Below are 23,216 nucleotides of genomic sequence, written 5' to 3'. Positions count from 1 at the left end.
ATACGTTCTTGATGATACGCAAAACCGGTACCGGCTGGGATCAAACGACCCACAATTACGTTTTCTTTCAGACCGCGAAGCTCATCGCTCTTACCATTCACTGCCGCATCTGTGAGAACACGTGTTGTCTCTTGGAAAGACGCTGCAGAGATGAAAGATTCTGTTGCTAGTGATGCTTTTGTGATACCCATTAACTGGATTTCAAACTTAGCTGGTATCTTACCTTGTTTTTCAAGGTCACGGTTTGCGATATTAACGCGCGCCACTTCGATTTGTTCACCTGCTAAGAAGTCAGTATCACCACCGTGTATGATGGTACATTTACGAATCATCTGACGGATAATTGTTTCAATGTGCTTGTCATTGATCTTAACGCCTTGCAAACGGTAAACCTCTTGCACTTCGTTAACGATGTAGTTAGCAACATGAGTCACACCACGTAGGCGTAAGATGTCATGCGGCGATTCAGGACCATCGGCGATAACTTCACCTTTAGACACTTGCTCACCTTCAAACACGTTAAGTTGACGCCACTTAGGAATCATTTCTTCGTAATGATCACCTTCAGCTGGAGTAATAACTAAACGTTTCTTACCTTTAGTCTCTTTACCGAAGCTAATAGTACCTGTGATCTCAGCTAAGATAGCTGGCTCTTTAGGTTTACGCGCTTCAAATAAGTCGGCTACGCGTGGTAGACCACCCGTGATATCACGAGTTTTCGAACCTTCTTGTGGTATACGTGCTAACACGTCACCAGGGTTTGCTGTAACGCCGTCAATAACTTCAATCGTAGTGAATGAAGGAAGACGTGTTTCTTGCAGACCGCGCTCTTCACTTTCAATGATAAGCTTAGGTTCTTTAGTATTTACTTTAGCAAGATCTTTAACAACTACACGGGTTAAACCTGTTAGTTCATCAGTCTGTGCTTCAGTATTTGAGTCATCGATGTCGCTAAACGATACTTTTGACTTATGCTCAAGAACGATTGGGTGACTATGCGGGTCCCAAGTAGCAACGATGTCGTTACCTTGAACTTCAGCATTGTCTTGCACTGTTAATACCGCACCGTAAGGTACTTTATAACGTTCTTTTTCACGACCATAGCTATCAATGATAGTGATCTCAGTAGAACGTGAGGTAATAACAATCTTACCATCTGTATTTAATACATATTTAGCGTTATGAAGTTTTAATGTACCGTTAGTTTTAACTTGTACATTATTTTCAGCTGACGCTCTTGATGCCGCACCACCGATGTGGAATGTACGCATCGTAAGCTGTGTACCCGGCTCACCGATTGACTGGGCCGCGATAACACCTACTGATTCACCCGCGTTGATGATATGACCACGTGCAAGGTCACGACCATAACACTTAGCACATACACCAAAGTCGTTATCACATGTGATAACAGAACGTACGCGAACTTCATCCACTGAGTGCTCTTCTAAAAGGTCACACAGTTTTTCATCAAGCATGATATTACGCTCAACAAGTACAGTATTAGTACCTGGAATTACAATATCTTCAGCAACAACACGACCTAGAACACGTTCACGAAGTGCTTCTACAACATCACCACCTTCAATAAGCGGTTTCATTGTTAAGCCATCTTCTGTGCCACAGTCATCTTCATTGATTACCAAATCTTGTGCAACGTCTACTAGACGACGCGTTAGGTAACCCGAGTTAGCTGTTTTAAGTGCTGTATCGGCAAGACCTTTACGCGCACCATGCGTTGAGATGAAGTACTGAAGTACGTTTAGACCTTCACGGAAGTTAGCTGTGATTGGCGTCTCAATGATTGAACCATCTGGTCGAGCCATTAGACCACGCATACCCGCCAACTGACGAATCTGTGCAGCACTACCACGAGCACCTGAGTCGGCCATCATAAACACTGAGTTAAATGACGGTTGCTCTACTTCTTCACCTTTAGCATTAATAACTGTGTCTTTTGACAAGTTAGACATCATCTCACGTGACAAGTTTTCGTTTACACGTGACCAGATATCGATAACTTTATTGTACTTTTCACCAGCCGTTACAAGACCTGATTGGAATTGTTGGTTGATTTCAGTAACTTCAGCTTCAGCTGATTCAATGATCTGTGCTTTAACCGGTGGGATAACTAAGTCATCAATACCGATAGAAACACCTGATTTCATTGCATAATGGAAACCGGTGTACATAACTTGGTCAGCAAACATAACTGTGTCTTTAAGACCAAGACGACGGTAACACTCATTAATTAAGCTAGAAATCTGCTTTTTACCTAATGCTTGGTTGATTGACTCAAACGGCATACCTTTAGGTAAAATTAAAGATAGAATTGCACGACCAACAGTTGTATCGATTACAGTAACAGTGTCTTCTACTATGCCGTCTTCGTTTTTAACTGATTGGCTAATACGTACTTTCACGATTGCGTGAAGGTCAGCATTGCCACTGCGGTATGCTTTTTCTGCTTCTTTTGGATCTTTAAATATCGCGCCTTCGCCTTTAGCGTTAATGCGGTCACGAGTCATGTAATAAAGACCCAATACAACATCCTGTGAAGGAACGATGATTGGCTCACCATTCGCAGGAGATAGAATGTTGTTTGTTGACATCATCAATGCACGAGCTTCAAGCTGCGCTTCGATTGTTAACGGTACGTGTACCGCCATTTGGTCACCATCGAAATCGGCGTTGTACGCCGCACATACTAATGGATGCAAATGGATCGCTTTACCTTCGATAAGCACAGGCTCAAACGCTTGGATACCCAAACGGTGAAGTGTTGGTGCACGGTTAAGTAATACTGGATGTTCACGAATTACTTCGTCAAGTACATCCCATACTTCCGGAACTTCACGTTCAACCATCTTCTTAGCTGCTTTGATTGTCGTAGCCATGCCGCGACGCTCTAATTTACCATAGATAAATGGTTTGAATAGCTCAAGTGCCATCTTCTTAGGAAGACCACATTGGTGAAGCTTAAGTGTAGGACCTACTGTGATAACAGAACGGCCTGAATAATCTACACGCTTACCAAGTAGATTCTGACGGAAACGACCTTGCTTACCCTTGATCATATCAGCAAGAGATTTAAGAGGACGTTTGTTAGAACCTGTAATTGCACGACCACGACGACCGTTATCAAGTAGCGCATCTACCGCTTCTTGTAACATACGTTTTTCGTTGCGTACAATAATGTCTGGTGCTGCTAAATCTAGTAGACGCTTAAGACGGTTATTACGGTTAATAACACGACGGTAAAGGTCGTTTAGATCAGATGTCGCAAAACGACCACCGTCTAATGGTACTAATGGACGTAGATCAGGTGGCAATACTGGAAGTACTGTCATGATCATCCACTCAGGGTTATTACCTGATTGGTGGAACGATTCCATTAACTTAAGACGTTTAGTGATTTTTTTTCGCTTAGTTTCAGAGTTAATTGTTGGTAACTCTTCACGCATCTCAGCAATCAATTGAGCAAGATCAAGTTCACGAAGCAAGTCTAAAACTGCTTCAGCACCCATCTTCGCTTCAAATTCATCACCGTGCTCTTCTAGTGAATCTAAGTATTCTTCTTCACCTAATAGCTGACCACGCTCAAGCGTTGTCATACCAGGCTCAGTTACTACGAATGATTCGAAGTAAAGAACACGTTCAATATCACGAAGCGTCATATCTAGCATTAAGCCAATACGTGACGGTAATGATTTTAAAAACCATATATGTGCAACTGGGCTCGCAAGGTCGATATGACCCATACGATCGCGTCGCACTTTAGTGAGTGTTACTTCAACGCCACACTTTTCACAGATCACACCACGGTGTTTAAGGCGTTTATATTTACCACATAAACACTCATAATCTTTCACTGGGCCGAAAATACGGGCACAGAATAAGCCGTCGCGCTCAGGCTTGAAAGTACGGTAGTTAATAGTCTCAGGTTTCTTTACTTCACCGTATGACCATGAACGAACCATGTCTGGTGAAGCAAGACCAATGCGAATTGCATCGAATTCTTCGGTCTTATTTTGTTGCTTCAGAAACTTAAGTAAGTCTTTCACCTTAGCTCTCCTGTCGGAGTTAATCTTGAGGACGGATAGTCTCGTCCCTACATTCTATTCAGCCGTAACAGATGCTGCAGCGTTAACTGCAGCATCTAATTGGCTTAATTTTCTTCCAACTCGATGTTGATACCCAGTGAGCGGATTTCTTTCAACAATACGTTGAACGATTCTGGCATACCTGGTTCCATTTTATGGTTACCATCAACGATGTTTTTATACATCTTAGTACGACCGTTCACGTCATCCGATTTCACTGTTAGCATTTCTTGTAGAGTGTAAGCAGCACCGTAAGCTTCAAGTGCCCATACTTCCATCTCACCAAAACGCTGGCCACCGAACTGTGCTTTACCACCCAGCGGCTGCTGAGTAACAAGGCTGTAAGAACCAGTAGAACGTGCGTGCATCTTATCGTCAACCAAGTGGTTAAGTTTAAGCATATACATGTAACCAACAGTTACTTGACGTTCAAACTGATCGCCAGTACGGCCATCATAAAGTGTAACCTGACCACTTCGAGGATATCCACCAAGCTCAAGCATGTCTTTGATTTCGCTTTCTTTCGCGCCATCAAATGCAGGAGTAGCTATTGGTAAACCACCTTTTAAGTTTTCAGCTAGACGACGAATTTCGTCATCAGTGAAGCTAGCAATGTCTACAACTTGGCGAGATTCACCAATTTCGTAAGCTTGCTTGATGAATTCACGCAGCTCATGAAGCTCACGTTGTTCTTTCATCATCTCTTCAATACGTTCACCGATACCACGTGCAGCAAGACCCATATGTGTTTCAAGGATCTGACCGATGTTCATACGCGATGGTACACCTAGTGGATTCAATACGATATCTACCGTACGACCTTTGTCATCGTAAGGCATATCTTCTACTGGTACGATAGTCGAGATAACACCTTTGTTACCGTGACGACCCGCCATTTTATCACCCGGTTGGATACGACGTTTAACAGCTAGGTATACTTTAACAATCTTAAGTACGCCTGGTGCTAAATCATCACCTTGGGTAATTTTACGACGTTTGTTTTCAAACTTTTTATCGTATTCAGCTTTAAGCTCATCGTACTGTGCAGCTAGTTGCTCAAGCTCAGCTTGCTTGTCTTCTTCAGCAAGGCTTTGCGTAAGTACTTTTTCAGCATTAAGAGATGCAAGTTTTTCTTCATCAAAACCAGCAGCTATAAGTAGCTTGCGTGCACGGTCTAAAACGCCTGCTTCTAAAATACGGAACTCTTCGTTGAAGTCTTTCTTCGCTTCGCGAAGCTGCATATCTTCAACTTCTAACGCACGTTTATCTTTTTCAACACCATCACGGGTGAAAACTTGCACGTCAATTACAGTACCAGTTACAGAGTTTGGTACGCGTAAAGAGCTGTCTTTAACGTCAGACGCTTTTTCGCCGAAGATAGCACGTAGTAGCTTCTCTTCAGGTGTAAGCTGTGTCTCGCCTTTAGGAGTCACTTTACCTACTAGGATATCGCCGCCTTTAACTTCAGCACCAATATATACAACGCCTGATTCATCAAGCTTGCCTAGCGCAGACTCACCCACATTCGGGATATCTGCAGTGATCTCTTCAGGACCTAATTTAGTATCACGGGCAACACACTGTAGTTCTTGAATATGGATAGTCGTTAGACGATCTTCTTCAACTACGCGCTCTGATAACAAGATTGAATCTTCGAAGTTGTAACCGTTCCATGGCATGAATGCCACGCGAAGGTTTTGACCAAGGGCTAAGTCACCTAAGTCAGTCGAAGGACCATCTGCTAACACGTCACCACGAGTAACCGGTTCGCCAACCATACAAGTTGGTTTTTGGTTAATACATGTATTTTGGTTAGAACGTGTGTATTTGGTTAAGTTGTAGATGTCGATGCCCGCTTCACCTGGGATGCGTTCTTCTTCATGTACATTTACAACGATGCGACTTGCGTCAGCATACATTACTTCACCACCACGTTTAGCAACGATAGTTACACCAGAGTCTTTCGCTAGTGTTAACTCAATACCAGTACCTACTAACGGTTTATCCGCTTTCAATGTTGGTACTGCTTGGCGTTGCATGTTTGAACCCATCAATGCACGGTTAGCATCATCGTGTTCTAGGAACGGGATAAGTGCTGCCGCTACAGAGATCACCTGTTGTGGTGATACATCCATATACTGCTGGTCCATGCGACCCATAAAGGTAGATTCACCTTTGTGACGACATGGAATAAGTTCATCAACAAACTCATTGGTTTCAGTTAAGTTTGAGTTCGCCTGTGCGATAACAAACTGACCTTCTTCAATGGCTGATAAGTAATCAACTTCATCAGTTACAACACCATCTACCACTTTGCGGTAAGGTGTTTCTAAGAAACCGTAGTCATTTGTACGTGCGTACGTAGACAACGAGTTAATTAGACCGATGTTTGGACCCTCAGGAGTCTCGATTGGACATACGCGACCATAGTGAGTTACGTGAACGTCACGTACTTCAAAGCCTGCGCGTTCACGAGTTAGACCGCCCGGACCTAATGCAGAGATACGACGTTTATGCGTAACTTCTGATAGTGGGTTATTTTGGTCCATAAACTGTGATAACTGAGACGAGCCGAAGAACTCTTTAACCGCTGCCGAAATAGGCTTAGCGTTAATAAGATCTTGTGGCATTATCGCGTCAAGGTCACCTAAGCTTAAACGCTCACGTACAGCACGTTCAACACGTACTAGACCAACACGGAATTGGTTCTCAGCCATTTCGCCAACACTACGTATACGACGGTTGCCTAAGTGATCGATATCATCAACATCGCCTTGACCGTTACGAATAGCAATTAATACTTTCATAACAGACACGATGTCTTCTTTGCTTAATGTGCCTGGGCCTGTGTCTGTATCGTAACCAACACGGCTATTGAACTTCATACGACCTACAGTAGATAAGTCATAACGCTCTTCAGAGAAGAACAAGTTCTGGAATAAGGCTTCAGCCGCGTCTTTCGTCGGTGGCTCGCCTGGGCGCATCATGCGGTAAATTTCTACTAGTGCTTCTAAACGGCTGCTTGAAGAGTCAATGTTCAATGTATTTGACATGTAAGCACCGCTGTCCACTTCATTGATATATAACGTATCAATTTTAGTGTGACCGGCTTTAACCAATTCAGCCATTAGCTCTAGAGTTAGCTCGTCATTTGCATTTGCAATAACTTCACCAGTTGATTCATCAACATAGTTTTTAGCTACAATACGGCCAATGATGTACTCATGTGGTACTTCTAATTGCTTAATGCCTTTCTTCTCGATGCTCTTGATGTGGCGAGCCGTAACACGACGACCGCTTTCAACAAATACTTCACCGTCTTCGCTCTTGATATCAAAAGCGGCAGTTTCACCACGTAAACGCGAAGGTACAAGTTCCATAAGAACTTTACCATTCGTTACTTCAAACGTAGTGTTATCGAAGAACATATCTAGGATTTCTTCGCTAGAATACTCTAGTGCACGTAGGATGATAGACGCCGGTAATTTACGACGGCGGTCAATACGTACATATAAGTTATCTTTTGCATCAAATTCGAAGTCTAACCATGAACCACGGTAAGGTATAACGCGTGCGTTATATAATACTTTACCCGATGAATGGGTTTTACCGCGGTCGTTATCAAAGAATACACCAGGGCTACGGTGTAGCTGAGAAACGATAACACGCTCTGTACCATTGATTACAAAAGTACCGGTATCTGTCATGAGCGGAATTTCGCCCATGTAAACTTCTTGCTCTTTAATGTCTTTAACTGTGCCTGGTGCTTCTTTGTCCATAACAACAAGACGCAGTTTCACGCGAAGTGGAGCAGAATAAGTCACACCGCGAATTTGACATTCTTTTACATCGAAAACTGGCTCACCAATACGGTAACTTACGTATTGAAGCTCAGAATTTCCCGAGTAGCTTTTAATAGGGAACACAGAACGGAAGGCAGCTTCCAAACCATGATCGCCATCAGCGTCCGGCACTAAGAATTTTTTAAACGATTCTAACTGTGTAGACAGTAAAAAAGGTATATCCAAAACTTGTGGACGTTTACCAAAATCCTTACGGATACGTTTCTTTTCAGAATAAGAGTAAGCCATGGGGTTCCTCAGCTTGCTGATCTTTGACCCGACCTGTTCTTGTAAGAACAGACTTAACTGGCAGCTATGCCAAGATTTTACAACATTTAACTGTTGTTCTAATTAGATCCCACTTTAACACTAGCAAACTATAAAGCGTTGAAAGTAAAGAAAAAATCAGATTTTATTTGAACTAAAAGAGTGCATCACTCTATAGCGCAAAAAGGCCGGTGATTAAATAATCACCAGCCCTTGCCTGATTTCTCAGGCAGCGAACTTAGCAAAAGCTAAATTACTTAACCTCAACTTCAGCACCAGCTTCAGTAAGATCTTTTGCAAGTGCTTCAGCTTCTTCTTTAGATACACCTTCTTTAACAGGTGTAGGAGCAGCTTCAACAAGAGCTTTCGCTTCTTTAAGGCCAAGGCCAGTTGCGCTACGAACAGCTTTGATTGCAGAAACCTTGTTAGCGCCAGCGCCAGTAAGGATTACGTCAAATTCTGTTTTCTCTTCAGCAGCTTCAGCAGCTGGACCAGCTACCATTGCAGCTGCAGCAGTTACGCCGAATTTTTCTTCCATTGCTTCGATAAGAGCAACAACGTCCATTACTGACATTTCAGCAATTGCGTCAAGGATTTGGTCTTTAGATACAGACATTACAAATTTCCTAATAATTAACGGACATTAAGTCCAAATAAATTTTACACCGAAAGTGAGATTAAACAGCTTAAAATTAAGCAGCTTGCTCTTCTTTCTGTACACGTACTGCTTCAATTGTTTTACACAATTTGCCAGCAGACGCTTCTTTCATAGCACTCATTAAGCGTGCAACAGCTTCATCGTATGTAGGTAATGTAGCAAGCATTGCTGCATCAACAACATTTCCTTCAAAAGCGGCCGTTTTAAGCTCGAATTTCTCATTCTTTTTCGCGAAATCTGAAAAGATACGCGCAGCAGCACCTGGGTGCTCTGATGAGAAAGCGATTAAGCTTGGACCAACAAATGAATCAGAAAGACACTCAAAATCTGTTCCTTCAAGAGCACGTTTTGCTAAAGTGTTACGGACAACTTTCATCCAAACACCATTTGCACGAGCTTCTTTACGAAGGGCAGTGATTGCGCCAACTGTTACACCACGAGAATCTGCAACAACTGCAGATAGAGCACCATTGGCTGCTTCGTTGACTTCAGCAACTATTGCTTTTTTGCCTTGAAGATTTAAAGCCATGGGTGTTACTCCTGGTTTAATGGGGTACCGATTATCGGATTCCCCTGTTCTACTCTTCCCTACCAAACAAGGTAGAGATGCTTTTTACGGCGAGAGCCAGAAGGATTAGGAAAAATCTATCTGGGGTCTACACCGTCTACGTAGGTGAATATTAAGGCCGAAGCCACCTACGGTCTTGGACGGAAGCCCAATTTATCGTTAACCCCGAAGGCTTAACGAAATTATGGACTTCAACCCGAATTCTTTACTTTGCAAATTAATAAATTAATCAACAAAATGGCGCGAAATTATAGTACAAATTTCACGCCATGTAAACACTCAATTAAGCAACAATAGTGCTTAAAGTGTTTTGGTCAACAGAAACACCTGCGCCCATTGTTGTAGAGATAGTTACTTTCTTCAAGTAAACACCTTTAGCTTGAGAAGGTTTAGCCTTCTTAAGCGCAACAATTAGAGCTTCAAGGTTTTGTTGTAACTGCTCTGCAGTGAAATCAACCTTACCAATAGTAGTATGGATGATGCCATTTTTGTCATTACGGTAACGTACTTGACCTGCTTTAGCATTTTTAACTGCTTCTGCAACGTTAGGCGTTACAGTACCAGTTTTAGGGTTTGGCATTAGACCACGTGGGCCTAAGATTTGACCTAGTTGACCAACAACACGCATAGCGTCTGGTGATGCAACAACAACGTCAAAGTTCATCTCGCCTTTTTTAACTAGTTCAGCAAGATCTTCCATACCTACTAATTCAGCACCGGCTTCTTTTGCAGCTTCTGCATTAGCGCCTTGTGTGAATACAGCAACACGAACGTCACGACCAGTACCGTTAGGTAGTACAGTAGCACCACGAACGTTTTGATCAGATTTACGAGCATCGATACCAAGGTTAACGGCAACGTCAACACTTTCTACGAATTTAGCTGTCGCTAACTCTTTTAAAAGAGCAACTGCTTCATTGATTTCGTAATCTTTAGTTACTTCCACTTTTTCGCGGATAGTACGCATACGTTTAGTTAATTTAGCCATTTCTTAGTCCTCTACGTTCAAGCCCATCGCACGCGCAGAACCTGCGATAGTGCGAACCGCTGCGTCCATATCGGCAGCTGTAAGGTCAGTTCGTTTTGTCTCAACAATTTCTTCAAGTTGAGCACGAGTTATTGTGCCTACTTTATCAGTGTTAGGACGGCCTGAGCCTGACTTGATACCAGCAGCTTTCTTAAGTAAGTAAGCAGCAGGTGGCGTTTTCATGTCGAACGTAAATGAACGGTCACCGTAAACAGAGATCACTACAGGAACTGGAGCGCCTTTTTCGATAGACTCTGTACGTGCGTTAAACGCTTTACAGAATTCCATGATGTTTACACCGTGTTGACCTAGTGCAGGACCTACTGGAGGACTAGGATTAGCCATACCAGCGGCAACTTGTAGCTTGATTAGAGCTTCAACTTTTTTAGCCATTATAAATACCTCATTTGGTGGGTCTCAGCCTTGTGCGCGCGAGGACGCGTACTCTAACGGCTTCCCAGTTTAAAAATTGGTTTCGTACTTTTTGCACAGTAAAAAATAAATTTTACCTTAATACAAAAAGGCCGCTGATTATAAGTTAATCAGCGGCCTTTTTCAAGCTTCATGCCAAAATTTAAATAAAAATTAGCGAAGCTTTTTTAATCAATTACTTATCTTGCTCAACTTGACCGAATTCAAGCTCAACTGGCGTAGAACGACCAAAAATAAGTACAGATACTTTTACGCGGCTCTTTTCGTAGTCAACTTCTTCAACTACACCACTGAAATCTGCAAATGGACCATCTGTAACGCGTACAACTTCACCTGGTTCAAATAATGTAGCAGGTTTAGGTGCTTCAGCATTTTCTTGTAGGCGATTAAGAATGCGCTCAGCTTCTTTAGGGCTGATAGGAGCAGGACGATCAGACGTACCACCAATAAAGCCCATAACGCGTTCTGTGCTGTTCACTAAGTGCCAGCTTGCGTCATTCATATCCATTTGTACTAATACGTAACCGGGGAAGAATTTACGCTCAGATTTACGCTTTTGGCCAGCGCGCATCTCAACAACTTCTTCAGTTGGTACTAATATTTCACCAAAGCTCGATTCTAGACCTTCGATTTTAATATGTTCAATTAACGTTTGAGCTACACGCTTTTCGTAACCAGAAAAGGCCTGTACTACATACCAACGTAACTTAATTTCTTTGTTCTCGTTCTCATCCGACATGGGATCAGATCTCCAATCCAGTTAAAAAGCCTACAGCGCGGAATAAAATGCCATCTAATCCCCAAAGGATAAGTGCCATAATCACTGTTGCAACCATTACAATTAATGTCGTGTGGGTAGTTTCTTGGCGCGTTGGCCAAATAACTTTGCGTACTTCAATTCGAGCTTCTTTAGCGAAAGCAAGAAAGTTACGTCCCTTAAATGTTTGCGAGGCAATTGCTAATCCGGCCGCTATTGCAACAACAACGCCAATAGCACGTAGTAATACAGATTGATCTGCATACATGTGATTACCAACAACTGCGCCTGCAAGTAGCGCGATTGCTACTAACCACTTTACTGACTCCATCGCACTTGATGGTGTTTCTACATTCGTGCTCATAATATTATTACCTTAACTACAGACACAACAACCCTACACTACGGCAGGGTTAATCCATTAAAATCTAAACTTAAAAACAGACTTAATTTAAACCGGTTTTTAATCTCAGACTACTCAAATAACAAGTAAAACTGGCAGGGGCGGAGAGATTCGAACTCCCAACCATCGGTTTTGGAGACCGCTGTTCTACCAATTGGAACTACGCCCCTGCAAAGTGGATGCCTATTATACTTACGCAGTTCATTAACACAAGCCTAAAAGATACCCACATTGGAAAATCTAATTAATTAATTACATTATTGTTTAAACTGCTAATAATTTAATCGGTTAGATAAACCTACAATCCAAAGATATTGATTATTTCCCTATGGTTTTATAAACGTCACTTAACAAGCTTGAAGCACCAAACCTAAATGTATTTGCTTGCAAATAATCATCACCCATTATTGCGCGTGCTAGCGCTAAATAATCACTAGCATCAGCAACAGTTTTAACACCGCCGGCCGCTTTAAAGCCCACACGTTTGTTTGAGTTTTTAATGGCTGTTAGCATAATTTTTGTTGATTCAAGCGTGGCATTTACAGCCACTTTACCCGTACTGGTTTTTACAAAATCAGCACCGCCTTCAATTGCAAGCTCCGTGGCTTGAGTAATAAGCGCGTCAGTTTTTAGCTCGCCGCTTTCTATTATTACTTTAAGTTGCGCGCGCGACCCACACGCTTTTTTACTTTCGCTTACATAGCTAAGTACAGTTTGAGCATCGCCCGCTATTAGTTTTTTATAAGGAATAACCAAATCAATTTCGTCTGCGCCGCGCTCTATAGCAATAAGTGTTTCGTTAATTACATCACTCAGTGGAGCATCACCCGTTGGAAAGTTAGTAACTGTTGCGACTTTTACGTGGTTAAGCTCACGCGCTGCGAGTGCTATTTTTGCATCATCAACATAATCGCTATAAATACATACTGCGGCAGGCGTACCTAAGGTAGGATTTATGCTATCAACAAGTGCTTGAATGCTTTTGGTGGTATCGCTGGTGTTTAAGCTTGTTAAATCCATCAGTGCGACTGCTAATGCGGCATCTTTTTGGTGTTGTGTCATTAGAGCTCCGTTGCTTATGTAATACCAATTTTATTAAAAACATGATCATTTTAGCGTATTAAATAACGCACTAACTACGTTAAAAACTATTTATATAGAACAACTATGTATCATAATTTTAGCCTTGTTATTGAGCTATTTTCTCGTCGCTATAATAGATCACTAATTTAATGCAATTGGTATAAGTACAAAATTTGATATGCCTCCATATTAACAAATTAAACCAAACTCGCTATAGCTCATAACCAAACACTATAAGCTGGTTATTTTACTTGTAACTCGTCGCAATCCCTTGTTAACTAGCTCTTAGGCCTAAAAAGCCCACCTATTATAACTTTTGGTTATATCAACTTGGTTTTAATTATTTTTTACTTATTGATAGCCGCTATATTCTGCTTATCAGAATAAAGCGTTTTCTTATATTTGAATTTGTTTAGGGGTCTTATTAACGTGCAGTATTTACCTATCTTTACCAAACTCGACAACAAACCAGTATTGGTTGTTGGCGGTGGAGAGGTCGCATTACGCAAATGTCGCGCGTTTTTAAAAGCGAGAGCAAGCGTTACTTTAGTAGCACCTTGGTTTTGCGACGAACTAAAAGAGCATGCACATAATAATGAAGTAACGCTTATTGATGCTTATTTTGATGAATCGCACCTTGATGGCAAAATGCTTGTTATTGCAGCAACCGACCGCGATGAAGTAAACAACAACGTATTTGAACTTGCCAATGCCCGCAATGTGTTTGTAAACGTGGTTGATGACCAACCTAAATGTACGTTTATATTCCCATCCATTGTTGACCGTGACCCAATTACGATTGCTATATCAAGTGCTGGCACAGCGCCCGTACTTGCACGTCGCTTACGCGAAAAGCTCGAAACTCTTATTCCACATCATATTGGCCCACTTGCAACACTTGTCGGTGGCTTTAGAGACAAAGTAAAAAAACGCTTTAAACATTTTTCAGACCGCCGCCAATTTTGGGAAGGCGTGTTCGACTCATCTGTTGTGAGTAAAGTACAAACCGGTGATACCCAAGCCGCACAGCAGCAACTAGAGCAAATGCTAGATGCGAAAGCAGAACCTGAAGGCGAAGTATATGTAGTAGGTGCAGGTCCTGGCGATCCAGAGCTTTTAACACTTAAAGCACTGCAACTTATGCAACAAGCCGACGTCGTCGTTTATGACTTTTTAGTCTCTGACGAGATTATGGAGCTAGTGCGCCGCGATGCTGACCTTATTTGTGTAGGCAAACGTTTGGGCGATCATAGTGTTGTTCAAGAAGATACCAACCAAATGCTGGTCGACCTTGCTAAACAAGGCAAAAAAGTGTGCCGCATTAAAGGTGGTGACCCGTTTATTTATGGCCGTGGTGGCGAAGAAGTACAAGTACTGGCTGCTAACAACGTAAATTATCAAATTGTACCGGGTATAACAGCCGCTGCAGGTTGTAGTGCTTACGCGGGCATTCCGCTTACGCATCGCGACCATGCACAAGCCATTCAATTTGTAACTGGCCACTGTAAAAAAGACGGTCAAGAACTTGATTGGCAATCGCTGGCAAAAGCAAATCAAACGCTGGCTATTTACATGGGCGTAATTAAATCGCCGCACATACAAGGCGAGCTTTTAAAACATGGCCGCAAAGCCGACACCCCTGTGGCCATTATCGAAAATGGTACACGCAAAAATCAGCGTGTAGTAACAGGCCAATTAGGCGAACTTGCCGACTTAATTGAACGCAATAGCATTATATCGCCTGCGTTACTCATTATTGGCGAAGTAGCCGCCCTGCACTCGCAACTGGCGTGGTTTGGGGAAAACGAGCAAACAAGCAGCTTTGCACAGCCGCTAACAGATGTATCAAATACATAACCGAATTTTAAATTTGTAACTTTTAATCATTTTAGTAGGACGACTAACAATGGCTTTAACTCACCTTCAGCAACTTGAAGCTGAAAGTATCAAAATCATGCGCGAAGTCGCCGCTGAGTTTGAGAACCCAGTAATGCTTTACTCTATTGGTAAAGATTCGTCGGTACTTTTGCACTTAGCGCGTAAAGCATTTTACCCTGCAAAAATTCCGTTTCCGTTATTACACGTAGACACCAACTGGAAGTTTCGTGAAATGATTGAGTTTCGCGACCGTATAGCTAAAGAATACGGCTTTGACCTACTGGTACACAAAAACCCAGAAGGCATTGAAATGGGCGTAGGCCCGTTTACGCATGGCTCAGGTAAACATACCGACATAATGAAAACCCAAGGCTTAAAACAAGCGCTAGATAAATACGGCTTTGATGCTGCATTTGGTGGCGCACGCCGCGACGAAGAAAAGTCACGCGCAAAGGAGCGTGTTTATTCGTTCCGCGACAAACACCACCGTTGGGATCCTAAAAACCAACGCCCAGAGCTTTGGAATACCTACAACAGCCAAGTTAATCCGGGTGAGAGCATTCGTGTTTTCCCATTATCTAACTGGACTGAGCTTGATATTTGGCAATACATTTATCAAGAAAACATCGAAATGGTGCCATTGTACCTAGCTAAAGATCGCCCAGTAGTTGAGCGCGACGGTACTTTGATTATGGTTGACGATGAGCGTATGCCTCTTAATGAAGGTGAAGTACCGCAAATGAAATCTGTTCGTTTTCGTACACTAGGCTGCTACCCACTTACCGGTGCAGTTGAATCAACAGCAAGTACTTTAACCGAAATCATCGAAGAAATGCTGCTATCTACGTCATCTGAACGTGAAGGTCGTGTTATTGACCATGATTCAGCCGGCTCAATGGAGAAGAAAAAACGTGAGGGGTATTTTTAATGTCTAGCCAAAATAACGATACATTTAACGAAGTAAAGGAAATAGGCATAGACGCCTACCTAGCACGCCAGCAAGACAAAAGCTTATTACGCATGCTTACTTGTGGCAGCGTAGATGACGGTAAATCAACACTGATTGGCCGCCTACTACACGACAGCCACCAAATTTATGAAGATCAGCTAGCAGCCCTTCATAAAGATAACGAAAAAGTAGGTAATGCAGGTGAAGATCTTGACCTTGCTTTATTAGTTGATGGCCTACAAGCTGAGCGTGAACAAGGCATTACGATTGACGTAGCGTACCGTTACTTTTCAACGGCTAAGCGTAAATTTATTATTGCCGACACGCCTGGGCACGAGCAATACACGCGCAACATGGTAACTGGTGCATCAACAAGCGATGTCGCCATTATTTTGGTTGATGCGCGTTACGGCGTACAAGTACAAACTAAGCGCCATAGCTTTATTTGTGACTCGCTGGGCATTAAACAGTTTGTTGTTGCCGTTAATAAAATGGATATCGTTGATTTTGACGAAACCGTGTATGAAAAAATTAAGGCCGATTACCTTAAATTTGCTGAGCAACTTAACGTATCAAACATTAAGTTTGTGCCTATGTCGGCGCTTAAAGGCGACAACGTAGTAACACGCTCTGCACATACACCGTATTACACCGACAAGCCGCTACTAGAGTTATTAGAAGATTCGCCAGCAGCCGAAACAGATACAGGCTTTGAAGCGCGCCTACCGGTGCAATATGTCGTGCGTCCTAACTTAAACTTCCGTGGTTTTCAGGGCACACTGACATCGGGCAAGATGCACGTAGGCGATGCTATAAAAGTATTACCGTCGGGTAAAACATCAAGCATTAAAGAAATTGTTACCTTTGATGGCAACCTAGACAGCGCCGAAGCAGGCCAAGCAATTACCGTTACCCTAAATAACGAAATTGATATTAGCCGAGGGGATGTAATCGTACCTGCAAATTCAACGGCCGCTGTTACTAACCAGTTGCAAGCTAAAATTGTGTGGATGCATGAATCGCCATTAGTGTTAGGTAAAAGCTATAACCTAAAACTAGGTAGCAAAAACACCTCAGCTATTGTTAAAAAGATTGACTACACAATTGATGTAAACACGCTTGAGCACGGCACTAGCGACTCACTGCAGTTAAACGAAATTGCGATTGTAACGCTTGAACTAACCGAAACTATTTTGGCAGACGAGTACCACAGCAATCACGAAACAGGCTCGTTTATCCTAATCGATCGCTTATCAAACCTAACTGTTGCTGCCGGTATGATTGAGCAAGTACTGCAAAGCCAAACAAAGCAAAGTAACTTTAGCGAATTTGAAGTTGAATTTAACAGCTTAGTACGCAAGCACTTCCCGCATTGGCAAGCGCTTGATATTTCTAAGCTATAAGTTAACTTTAGCCTGTTAGGAATTTAAAAGCATGGTAGAACAGCTCGTTTTAACAGGCATTATGCTTACCTTAGTCGGGTGCCTTTTTGGCACCCGTATTAATCCAGCATGGTTATTTGTAAGCGCTATTGGCACCAGCTACTTAGCAGGGCTAATCGATCTTGAAAGTATGTTAGTTAACTACGCTAACCCGTCGCTTATCACCTTAGTACTATTGGTTTTAGTGTCGACCGCAATAGAAAAAACCACCCTAATTCAAAAGTTAGCGCAATCGCTATCTAAAGGTAGTTTAGTAAAATCGGTAACAAAATTAGGGTTATCAACCGCCTTTTTATCGTCGTTTACTAACAATACTGCCGTTGTTGCATCGCTTATTACCGCGATAAAAGACAACCCTAATCACTCCCCTTCAAAGCTATTGTTACCGCTGTCGTACACTGCTATTTTGGGCGGCACTATTACGCTTATTGGTACATCAACCAACTTAATCGTTAATGGCTTTGCAGTAGATGCGGGCATGGAACCGCTGGGCTTTTTTGACTTTACCTTAGTAGGTTTAGGCGCGCTAAGCGTAGGCCTAATTACTATTTTAGTAATGCTTAAATACTTACCCGACAACGGTAAAAGCGACCAAGAAGTCGTGCCTTTTTACCTAGAAGGTAAAGTACAAGCAAGCTCAAAATTAATAGGCCAAACCGTAGAAGAAAACGGCCTGCGTGATTTAAAAGACTTATTCCTTGCTGAAATTATTCGCGATGGCAGCCGAATTTGCGCAGTCACTCCGCAGCAAATTATTCAAAAAGACGACGTGCTGCTGTTTGTAGGTGACATAAAATCGGTGCCATTACTTACCCGTTTCGACGGTTTAAAAGTAGTGCACGAGAATCATCAAAAAGACATAGAACACTTAGTAGAAGTAGTCGTAAGTCAATCTTCAAAATTTATTGGCAAAACCGTAAAAGAAGCCCGCTTTAGAGAGCAGTTTCATGCTGCTGTTATTGCCATTCGCCGTGGACACGACCGCTTACAAGGCGGCCTTGGGCAAGTGCAATTACAAGCTGGCGACTCACTTATACTCGCACCAGGCAAAAACTTTTACACCTTGCCTAATTTAAAGCGCGAATTTGTGTATATTTCAGGGTTTGACTTACAAGCCCACCTTGCACCTAAGCAATCAAATATTGTGCTACTAAGCTTTGCCGCAGTACTGGGTTTAAGCATTATTGGCATAGTGCCGCTGGTTAAAGGCTTATTAGTATTACTGATTGGCTTAATGCTCAGCGGCACCATAAAACTTAACGAAGTAAAACGCCGTTTTCCTATCGAGTTATTAGTGGTTGTAGGTAGCGCCATTGGCCTTGCTAAATTAATGATAGGCACCGGACTTGCCGGGCAAATATCCGACGCCATGTTTATGGTACTTGGGGATTTTGGCCCGTACGGCGCGTTTATAGCTATATTTTTAATGACCGTATTATTTACCGAGCTTATAACTAACAACGCAGCTGCTGCCTTGTCGTTCCCTGTTGCTTACTCGCTCGCGGTTGGTTTTAATGTAGACCCGCTACCGTTTATTATGGCGGTTGCCTTTGGCGCATCAGCCAGCTTTATATCGCCATTTGGGTATCAAACTAATCTAATGGTTTATAGCGCGGGTAACTATCGCTTAAAAGATTACATAGTGATGGGCTTACCCCTTTCTATTATTTATTCAATCACGGTATTAACCCTGATCCCGCTGGTATTTCCGTTTTAATACCTGCGCTCACAGCATAAGAGACTCTCACTATGGATGAAAATATAGTTTGGCATAACTACGCAACGACAAAAGCACAGCGTAGTGAGCAAAAAAAACATAAGCCCGCTATTTTATGGTTTACCGGCTTTTCAGGCTCTGGCAAAAGCACCGTAGCAAACGCACTAGAAGCGGCGCTTAATCAGCAAGGTACGCACACTTACCTGCTCGATGGCGACAACGTACGCCACGGTTTGTGTAAAGATCTAGGCTTTAGCGACGAAGACCGCATTGAAAACATACGCCGCGTAGGCGAAACCGCAAAACTAATGACCGACGCTGGCTTGTTAGTACTTACTGCGTTTATATCGCCTTTTAGAGCAGAACGCGACATGGTGCGTAACTTAGTAGACGAAGGCGAATTTATCGAAGTCTTTATCGATACCCCACTGGATGTATGCGAAAGCCGCGATCCAAAAGGCTTATACAAAAAAGCCCGCGCTGGAGAGATAAAACACTTCACTGGTATCGATTCAAACTACGAAGTGCCAAACAATCCAGAAATAATTTTAGATACAAGTAAAAACACCCTAGACCAATCGGTTACACAACTGATAACGTATCTAAAACAAAAGCACATAATATAGGTTAACCCCATGAATCAAACCGAACTGCTAGAAGAAACCCTCATCCTTGCCCGCAAAGCAGGCCAAGCGATAATGGGAATTTACGAAAAGGACTTTAACGTTGAGTACAAAGCCGACGAAAGCCCCGTAACCGACGCCGATTTAGCAGCTCATAAACTGATTGTGGCAGGGCTTCAACAGCTCACACCCGACATTCCAATACTCAGTGAAGAAAACGCCGACATAAGCTGGGATGTACGCCAAACATGGAAAAGCTACTGGTTAGTTGACCCAATCGACGGCACTAAAGAATTTATTAAAAAGAACGGTGAATTTACCGTAAACATCGCCCTAATTAAAAATGGTATTCCTATTTTAGCCGTAGTTGATGCACCTGCCCTTGGCGTATCGTACTTAGCCGCCGAAGCCATTGGCGCATTTAAAGATAAAGGCGATGAACGAATAGAACTTAAAGTAACCACCAAACCTAACAAAGGGTTAATTCGTGTTGTAGGCAGCCGCTCGCACCCATCACCCGATTTAGCCGAGTTTGTGAAACGCTTTGACGAGGTTGAAATGGTGTCTAAAGGCAGCTCACTAAAGCTGTGTTTAGTCGCTGAGGGCAGCGCCGATATTTACCCGCGCTTGGGCCCAACTTGCGAATGGGATACCGGAGCAGGCCACGCCATCGCCGAAATAGCCGGTGCTAAAGTGACCCAACTTGATGGCAGCCCGCTTATTTATAACACCAAAGATGAATACTTGAATCCGTATTTTGTAGTGAGTGCGGTGGAAGAATAAAAGCTAAGAGCTTCGAGCTGTTAGCCACGAGCAGCTCAATGTAAACCTAAACACCGTAGGTTGGGTTGAGTGGAACGAAACCCAACTTATATATGCTTTTCACATCCACTTTTTCAGCATATGAAATTATGTTTAACCTACATATAATAGTTTTTATATTAATCCTCTATAAACTTTTTACGGGCTTTAATCATATTGAACCCCTTTAAGAATTTCATCTAGTACTGATACTGGTATATCTAAGAAGTTTTTATAATGGCGAGCATCAATATTTATTGTGTGGAAATCAACATATAAATTATAAGCAGCATTAGGATCGATAATATTTGAGAACTGCTGTGGCACAAGATATGAATTTGCATTATTTTCTATTATCTCTTTTACCTCATTTTTTAAGCTAGCCTTACCTAACTTATAGTATAAAGGCCAAATTAATGTTGCCGCTTCTTCTCCATTAATAAAGCTTAGCTTTGACACTAGGGAAATCACGTCCTTAACATCTCTTTCTTCTAACTTAACCTCCAACTCATCATCAGCACCAAACAATTTTTTACTAAAGCAATAGCTAAATAACTGTCTTAAGAGATCACTTTCAAGCACATGAATTAAGTTACAACTATCGTTTAAGAAAGAATTAAAGTCTGTGGTAGCTAAAAACATATCACCTAAATTGTATAAAAACCTTGTCCGCCTTAACGCATTTCGTTCTTTTATATCTATTTTTTCAAAATGTTTTAATGTAAAAGTAAAAATATTTCTAAGATTCGCTTTAAAAGTCGGACAATAGATTAATAGTGAAGTAAGTTCACGAGTCTGATGACTTTGAAGCCAACTTGTAGCAAATGTATCTGCACTAGCCTTATTTTCAATATATAGGCTTTTTAAAATAGGTTGCTGTTTCAACCAATTTTTGGGTAGTTTTTCAAGTTCAATCAACGATAAAGAATTTAAATATTTTGTATTAGAACGGCCTATTGACTGCGTACTCACCGAGATAGGGTCAAGTAATTTACTTGTAGGAACCTTTTCCCCCACCTCAAACTCTTTATCGTCTAGAGCATCGTAGTTAGTAATCATTTTAACATTCAGTAAAACGTCGAAAAAATTTATAAGGTTTAAATCAACAGAGCCGTCTACCCTTTTTGAAATTGCTTCCAGCACCGAGGTTAAGTCATTTTGAGAATTAAGCCCTGCTTCATCCAACTGGTTCAAATATAGTGAGTAATTGCTAAATTTTGACTCTTTTAAAGCCACTAACATTATTGTGGCTAATAGGTTAACCTCTCCATTTATCTCACTTTGATTCCAAGCGGCATCGACTCTTCTGATAATTTTTTTCAATAAACGAACAGAGTAAATTATACCTGTTAGAGCTATAACCTCTCGTTTAAAAAAAGCATCCGAAAACTGATTATAATCCTCGATCCAACTTTTATCTTTTATAGGATATACAAAAGGTGGCTTTGAATTTTCAGTATTACCATATCCACTGCTATAAAGTGTGATTACACCATTTGAAACAGCTTTATTTATCGATAAAAATATAAACTCCTTTAGCTTTCCAGAAATACTACTAATTAAAATATCTTCTCTATAATCAGTAGCTTTTGAGATTACTTCAGCAGCTGCATCACTTTCATTACCCATCGCGACAATAAAATTTATATGACTCAAACTTCGTTTTTTTAGCCTATCAAGCAACGCAGCTATATCATTTAGACGCTTTTCATTTTCATCGCCCGTACCACGATCTACATCTTGCAGGGTAATGAGTAATTTATGGTTGGTGACTTTAAGAACGTCATTAAGCTTTTGAAAACTTCCCTCAATATCAACAGGGCCTGCGAGTAACGTAGATACAAACTGAAATACACTACCACCCGACTTTAGGGCTTCAGTATAATGTTTAGGTAACGCACGAAAGGCACACATATCAATATACTGACTTATATCGTCGATAATATGGCTCAATACAACATGCGCAACACTGCCGCTTGCAGCGCCCCATGTTGATATATCACTATGTATCCAAATACTCTCTTTTTGAGAGTTTTTTGCTAAACCATTCACAATACTTTCGACGATACTGCTTTTCCCGCAACCATAAGGTCCGCAAAGGGCTATATGTTGTGCTAACTCTTTATCACCGCCTTTTTGTAGCCGCTCGGTAATGCGCATGGCGTAAACCTGTAAATCGGGTTCTAATTCCTCTATGCTTTTAATAGTCGAATCATCTTTGAACCATTCTCTAAAGTGCTCTAAAGTTTTTAGTTCAGGCATTTCTTTAGCTTCAGACGGTTCACCTTCAGACATGAAACCCTGCTGTTTACTCTGCTTATATTCATTACACAATAAGTAAATCGCTAAAATTAAATAACTAGCAGCTAGGTACATAAAGACATTAAAGGCAGGCACCATATCGCCTAGGCTGACTGCAAAAACTATGTAAATTAAACTAAGAGTGACTAATACAGCAGTAAAAATTGGCTTTTGGGTATAGAGCTTTGTCTGATAAATGACAGTTATGAGCATGCCAATAAACGTAAGTGCTAGGTATTTTAAGCTCATAAAACTTTGCGCGTATAATGCAGCTTCATCAAATTTTGGTGCTGTGCTTAGCATGTAAAAAGCAGTTATAAACAATGACGCCAATACAGCCATAGTCACTGGCGGATATCGCCAGC

At 41.8% G+C, this 23,216-nt stretch carries 16 protein-coding genes and 1 tRNA gene; 6 read left to right on the top strand and 11 right to left on the bottom strand.

Annotated elements, in window-relative coordinates; genetic code table 11:
* The 10 genes from rpoC to deoC all read right to left on the bottom strand — a co-directional run.
* On the bottom strand, positions 1-4,064 hold a 4,064-nt coding region (rpoC, locus tag L655_RS0101620), incomplete at its 3' end, for a DNA-directed RNA polymerase subunit beta' (protein ID WP_024603866.1).
* 104 nt (positions 4,065-4,168) lie between these two features.
* A complete protein-coding gene (gene rpoB / locus L655_RS0101615) occupies positions 4,169-8,194 on the bottom strand; it encodes a DNA-directed RNA polymerase subunit beta (RefSeq protein ID WP_024597281.1) in 4,026 nt (1,341 codons plus the stop codon).
* A gap of 271 nt (positions 8,195-8,465) precedes the next feature.
* Entirely contained in the window at positions 8,466-8,828 is a 363-nt protein-coding gene (gene rplL / locus L655_RS0101610) for a 50S ribosomal protein L7/L12 (protein WP_002958882.1), read from the bottom strand.
* A 76-nt stretch (positions 8,829-8,904) separates the two neighbouring features.
* Positions 8,905-9,399: a 50S ribosomal protein L10 gene (gene rplJ / locus L655_RS0101605; RefSeq protein WP_002958881.1), complete on the bottom strand. Its 495-nt coding sequence runs from the start codon at positions 9,397-9,399 to the stop codon at positions 8,905-8,907.
* Between the two features lie 322 nt (positions 9,400-9,721).
* Positions 9,722-10,426, bottom strand: a complete 705-nt coding sequence (gene rplA, locus L655_RS0101600) for a 50S ribosomal protein L1 (RefSeq protein ID WP_002958880.1) — start codon at positions 10,424-10,426, stop codon at positions 9,722-9,724.
* A 3-nt stretch (positions 10,427-10,429) separates the two neighbouring features.
* Positions 10,430-10,858: a 50S ribosomal protein L11 gene (gene rplK / locus L655_RS0101595; protein ID WP_024603865.1), complete on the bottom strand. Its 429-nt coding sequence runs from the start codon at positions 10,856-10,858 to the stop codon at positions 10,430-10,432.
* A 214-nt stretch (positions 10,859-11,072) separates the two neighbouring features.
* Complete coding sequence (nusG, locus tag L655_RS0101590) at positions 11,073-11,636, bottom strand: transcription termination/antitermination protein NusG (protein WP_002958878.1); 564 nt, start codon at positions 11,634-11,636, stop codon at positions 11,073-11,075.
* 4 nt (positions 11,637-11,640) lie between these two features.
* Positions 11,641-12,018, bottom strand: a complete 378-nt coding sequence (gene secE / locus L655_RS0101585) for a preprotein translocase subunit SecE (RefSeq protein ID WP_002958877.1) — start codon at positions 12,016-12,018, stop codon at positions 11,641-11,643.
* Positions 12,019-12,150: 132 nt separating this feature from the next.
* Positions 12,151-12,227 (bottom strand) — tRNA-Trp (locus L655_RS0101580).
* A gap of 148 nt (positions 12,228-12,375) precedes the next feature.
* Positions 12,376-13,119, bottom strand: a complete 744-nt coding sequence (deoC, locus tag L655_RS0101575; RefSeq protein ID WP_024603864.1) for a deoxyribose-phosphate aldolase — start codon at positions 13,117-13,119, stop codon at positions 12,376-12,378.
* 450 nt (positions 13,120-13,569) lie between these two features.
* On the opposite strand from deoC, the gene cysG reads away from it, so the two are divergent.
* Genes cysG through cysQ form a run of 6 tightly spaced genes read left to right on the top strand, consistent with a single transcriptional unit; the run spans position 13,570 to position 20,532 of the window.
* Complete coding sequence (cysG, locus tag L655_RS0101570) at positions 13,570-14,997, top strand: siroheme synthase CysG (RefSeq protein ID WP_024603863.1); 1,428 nt, start codon at positions 13,570-13,572, stop codon at positions 14,995-14,997.
* 49 nt (positions 14,998-15,046) lie between these two features.
* Positions 15,047-15,946, top strand: a complete 900-nt coding sequence (cysD, locus tag L655_RS0101565) for a sulfate adenylyltransferase subunit CysD (protein ID WP_002958873.1) — start codon at positions 15,047-15,049, stop codon at positions 15,944-15,946.
* A complete protein-coding gene (cysN, locus tag L655_RS0101560; RefSeq protein WP_024603862.1) occupies positions 15,946-17,370 on the top strand; it encodes a sulfate adenylyltransferase subunit CysN in 1,425 nt (474 codons plus the stop codon). Before cysD ends, cysN begins: the two co-directional genes overlap by 1 nt.
* 31 nt (positions 17,371-17,401) lie before the next feature.
* Positions 17,402-19,126, top strand: coding sequence for an SLC13 family permease (locus tag L655_RS0101555; protein ID WP_002958871.1), 1,725 nt, complete (start codon positions 17,402-17,404; stop codon positions 19,124-19,126).
* A 32-nt stretch (positions 19,127-19,158) separates the two neighbouring features.
* The gene (gene cysC / locus L655_RS0101550) at positions 19,159-19,752 is read left to right on the top strand and encodes an adenylyl-sulfate kinase (protein WP_024603861.1); all 594 of its coding nucleotides are present in this window, start codon (positions 19,159-19,161) and stop codon (positions 19,750-19,752) included.
* Positions 19,753-19,761: 9 nt separating this feature from the next.
* Complete coding sequence (gene cysQ / locus L655_RS0101545) at positions 19,762-20,532, top strand: 3'(2'),5'-bisphosphate nucleotidase CysQ (protein ID WP_024603860.1); 771 nt, start codon at positions 19,762-19,764, stop codon at positions 20,530-20,532.
* 186 nt (positions 20,533-20,718) lie between these two features.
* Here cysQ and L655_RS0101540 read toward each other — a convergent pair whose 3' ends face one another.
* Positions 20,719-23,193, bottom strand: coding sequence for a hypothetical protein (locus tag L655_RS0101540; protein WP_024603859.1), 2,475 nt, complete (start codon positions 23,191-23,193; stop codon positions 20,719-20,721).
* Positions 23,194-23,216: the final 23 nt, after the last annotated feature.

Source organism: Pseudoalteromonas sp. TAE79, assembly GCF_000498015.1.
Lineage (GTDB): Bacteria > Pseudomonadota > Gammaproteobacteria > Enterobacterales > Alteromonadaceae > Pseudoalteromonas.
The sequence above is the reverse complement of the archived record's forward strand: the minus strand, read 5'-3'. Positions and strand labels throughout refer to the sequence as shown.